3 protein-coding genes and 2 pseudogenes are annotated in these 3,796 nt (G+C 71.4%); all 5 read left to right on the plus strand.

Annotation, left to right across the window (positions count from 1 at the left end; all coding sequences use genetic code 11):
• A pseudogene (locus EIO58_RS14120) lies at window positions 1–566 on the plus strand (AAA family ATPase); the annotation flags it as partial.
• On the plus strand, window positions 563–1,375 hold the full coding sequence (locus tag EIO58_RS14125; RefSeq protein ID WP_127820069.1) for an ABC transporter permease: 813 nt from the start codon (window positions 563–565) through the stop codon (window positions 1,373–1,375). The pseudogene EIO58_RS14120 and the gene EIO58_RS14125, both read left to right, overlap by 4 nt.
• A 31-nt stretch (window positions 1,376–1,406) precedes the next feature.
• Window positions 1,407–1,742 (plus strand): hypothetical protein, encoded by a 336-nt coding sequence (locus EIO58_RS14130; protein ID WP_240658867.1) that lies wholly within the window; start codon window positions 1,407–1,409, stop codon window positions 1,740–1,742.
• A complete protein-coding gene (locus EIO58_RS14135; RefSeq protein WP_446723928.1) occupies window positions 1,739–3,190 on the plus strand; it encodes a GH1 family beta-glucosidase in 1,452 nt (483 codons plus the stop codon). The genes EIO58_RS14130 and EIO58_RS14135 overlap by 4 nt, the downstream gene beginning before the upstream one ends.
• 38 nt (window positions 3,191–3,228) lie before the next feature.
• Window positions 3,229–3,796: pseudogene (locus tag EIO58_RS14140) on the plus strand (DUF885 domain-containing protein); the annotation flags it as partial.

A 3,796-nucleotide genomic window follows, 5' to 3' on the forward strand; every position in this document is an offset into this window, starting at 1 on the left:
GGCGGCTCGACGTCGCCGCGGCCCTCGTGCACCGCCCGCAGGTCCTTTTCCTCGACGAGCCCACCACCGGCCTCGATCCGGAGGCCCGCGCAGCGATGTGGGCCGAGATCCGGAGGCTCTCGGGTGAGGAATCGCTCACCGTAGTGCTGACGACGCACTACATGGAGGAGGCCGACCGCCTCGCCGACGAGCTCCTGCTCGTCAACCGCGGACGTGCTGTCGTGCAGGGCACGCCGGCCGAGCTCAAGGCGCGGCTGCACGGCGACTCACTGCGGGTGAGCCTCGTCGAGCCCGACCCCGCCGTCGTGCGGGCCGCCGTCGCGGGCATCGACGGACTCCGCGGCGTCGTCGTCGAGGCATCCGGTGTCGTCGGCATGCTCGCCGCGCGCGCCGACGACGCGTCGTCGGCCGTCGGCGCCGTCATCGGCGCGCTGGATGCCGCGGGCGTGCGCTACGGTCACGTCGCGGCATCCCACTCCACGCTCGACGACGTGTACCTGCACTTCGTCGGCCACACCTTCGGCGACGCGCCCGCGGACGCCCCCGAGACAGGAGCCGCAGCATGACGACGATCAGCCTCTCCCCGGCCCTCACCCCGGCGCGCGCCGGGTGGTTCACCCAGACCGGACAGGTGCTGCGCCGCTGGCTCATCGCGTCGGTGCGGCAGGTGTGGGGGCCGGCCATGTCGCTCATCCAGCCCGTCATCTGGATCGTGCTGTTCGGGCAGGTCTTCGCATCGCTGGGCGCGCTGCCGCAGTTCGGGTCGGCGGGCTACGTCGGCTACCTCGTGCCCGGCATCCTCATGATGACCGTGCTCTATTCCGGAGCATGGGCGGGTAGCGGCTTCATCGACGACATGAACTCCGGAGTCATGGACCAATACCTGACCTCGCCGGTGTCGCGGTCGGCCATCGTCACGGGTCAGCTCGCGCAGCAGCTGGTGCTGAGCTTCGCGCAGTCGCTCGTGGTGCTCGGCATCGGGTGGCTCGCGGGCGCCCGGTACCCGGGTGGGCTCGGCGGGGTGCTCGCCGCGCTCGGCGTCGCGACGGTGCTGGCGACGATCTTCTGCTGCGCGTCCACTGCGGTGGCGCTGATCGCACGCAGCCAGATCGCGCTCATCAGCCTGTCTCAGCTCATCGTGCTGCCCGCGACCTTCCTCTCGACGACGATGATGCCCGCGGACCTCATGCCGCAGTGGGTGGAGGACGTCTCCCGCTGGAACCCCATGACGTGGGCCGTCGAGCTGGGGAGGGGTGGGCTCTCGGGCGACTATCCGGCGGCGGCATGGTGGCAGCTCGCGGGCCTGATCGCACTCGCGGGCCTCGCGTTCCTGTGGGCAGTGCGATCGATCGGGGCCTACCAGCGTTCGGTCTGACACCTGCCACGACGGGCGGCGCGAGGATTTGTTGGCAGAAACCACCAACTACTTGCGCCGCCCGCTCGTATGGGCCTACCATGCCGTCGAGGTCACGCGCGTCTTCACGCACCTAAAGACCGGCGAGGAGGTCCATGGCGGCTCGTGGCGGCGCGAGAACCACGGGTTCACGTCGCTGCCGCTGTACGTGCGGCCGGGGGCCGTCATCGCGTGGGGCGCACGCAGCGACCGCCCCGACTATGACTACCTCGACGGTCTGCGGCTGCGGGTGTTCCCGGGCGGTGAGGGCGAGGCATCCGTCACCGTCACGAACCCGGACGGGCGCTCTCAGACGTTCGCGGTCGACCTGTCGGAGGTGACAAAGTGAACAGCGTGACTTCGATCCAGACGCAGGGGAGCCCCGACTACCGCGACGCGGGCCTCGAGTTCCCGCCCGGGTTCACGTTCGGGTCGGCGACGGCCTCGTACCAGGTGGAGGGCGCCTTCGACGCGGACGGCCGCGGGCCGTCGATCTGGGACACCTTCTCGAAGACGCCCGGCAAGGTGTGGAACGGCGACACCGGCGACGTCGCATGCGATCACTACCACCGCTGGGAGAGCGACCTCGACCTCATGAAGGAGCTCGGTCTCGGCGCGTATCGGTTCTCGATCGCGTGGCCCCGCATCCAGCCCACCGGCACCGGCCCGGTGAACCAGGCGGGCGTCGACTTCTACTCGCGGCTCGTCGACGGCCTGCTCGAGCGCGGCATCCGTCCCGTCGCGACGCTGTACCACTGGGACCTGCCGCAGGCGCTGGAGGATGCCGGCGGCTGGCCCTCGCGCGCGACCGCCGACGCGTTCGAGCGCTACGCCGAGATCATGGGCGCGGCCCTCGGCGACCGCGTGCACACGTGGACGACCCTGAACGAGCCGTGGTGCTCGGCCTATCTCGGGTACGGGCAGGGCGGGCATGCGCCCGGGCGCCACGAGCCCGCCGCCGCGCTCGCCGCCGTGCATCACCTGAACCTGGCCCACGGCCGCGCGCTGCAGGCGCTGCGGGCGACTTCGACCGGCGACCCGCAGTACTCGGTCACGCTCAACTTCCACGTGCTGCGCGGTGCCGGCGACCAGGCGGGGGAGGCGATGCGCCGCATCGATGCTCTCGCCAACCGGGCTTTCACGCACCCGATGCTGCGCGGTGAGTATCCGGCCGATCTGCTCGACGACACGGCATCCGTCACCGACTGGTCCTTCGTGCAGCACGGCGACCTCGCCGCGATCCATCAGCCGATCGACGTGCTCGGCGTCAACTACTACTCCACCGCGACGGTGCGGCTGTGGGACGGCGTCTCGCCGAGGCAGATGAACGACGGGCACAAGGGCGCAGCCGGCGGCACGGCGTGGCCGGGCAGCGACCAGGCCGTCGAATTCGTCGAGCAGCCCGGGCCGTACACCGCGATGGGCTGGAACATCGCGCCCGAGGGGCTCGAGGAGCTGCTGATGTCGCTGTCGGAGCAGTTCCCCGGGCAGCCGCTCATGGTGACCGAGAACGGCGCCGCCTTCGACGACGTCGGGGCAGAAGACGGGTCGGTGCCCGACCCCGACAGGCTCGACTACCTCCGCCGGCACTTCACGGCCGCGCACCGCGCGATGCAGCGGGGGGTCGACGTGCGGGGCTACTTCGTATGGTCGCTGCTCGACAACTTCGAGTGGGGCTACGGGTACGCGAAGCGGTTCGGCATCGTGCGCGTCGACTTCGACACGCTCGAGCGCACGGTCAAGGACAGCGGACTCTGGTACGGGCAGCTCGCCCGCACCGGCATCGTCCCCGCGTGACGCGGGAGCCACCGACGCGCCGCGCCTAGGCTGAATCGGTGAGCCTTCCCGACCCCGTCCGCGTCGTCGCCGACGCCTACGTCCGCGAACTGGCCGAGCACGAACCCGACGCCGCGATGGCGCTCGGCGTCGACGGTCCGCCGCTACCCGATCTGTCGCCGGAGTGGCTGCTGCGCAAGTACGAGCTCCAGGGCGAGACCCTTACGGCGCTGCGGTCCGCCGGTCCCGGCGACGAGGTGCTCCGCGCAGCGCTCGGCGAGCGGCTCGAACGTGAGCGGCTGCTCTTCGACACGGGGTTCACGTCGCGGCTCGTCGCGGGGCTCGCGACGCCCGTGCATCTCGTGCGGTATGCGTTCGAGGGCTTGACGGTGACACCGGATGCCTCGGGCGCGGCGCTCGTGCGCCGGCTCGAGGCGGCGCCGGTCGCAGTGCGCCAGTACATCGCCGCGCTGCGGTGGTCGCGCGAGAACGCCGACCGCTTCACGGGCACCGGCGTCGCCCCCGTGCGGCAGCTCGACACCCTCGCCGCTCAGATCGAGGCGTGGGTCGCCGCGGACTGGTTCGGCTCGGTGCCGGTGGCAGCAGGCGTCGCGGAGGCGGACGCCG

The organism is Microbacterium sp. CPCC 204701, assembly GCF_004010105.1.
Lineage (GTDB): Bacteria > Actinomycetota > Actinomycetes > Actinomycetales > Microbacteriaceae > Microbacterium.

What these genes read in the sequence shown, in the direction of transcription:
- EIO58_RS14125 (WP_127820069.1), top strand. Translation starts at nt 563, where the DNA reads ATGACGACGATCAGCCTCTCCCCGGCCCTCACCCCGGCGCGCGCCGGG.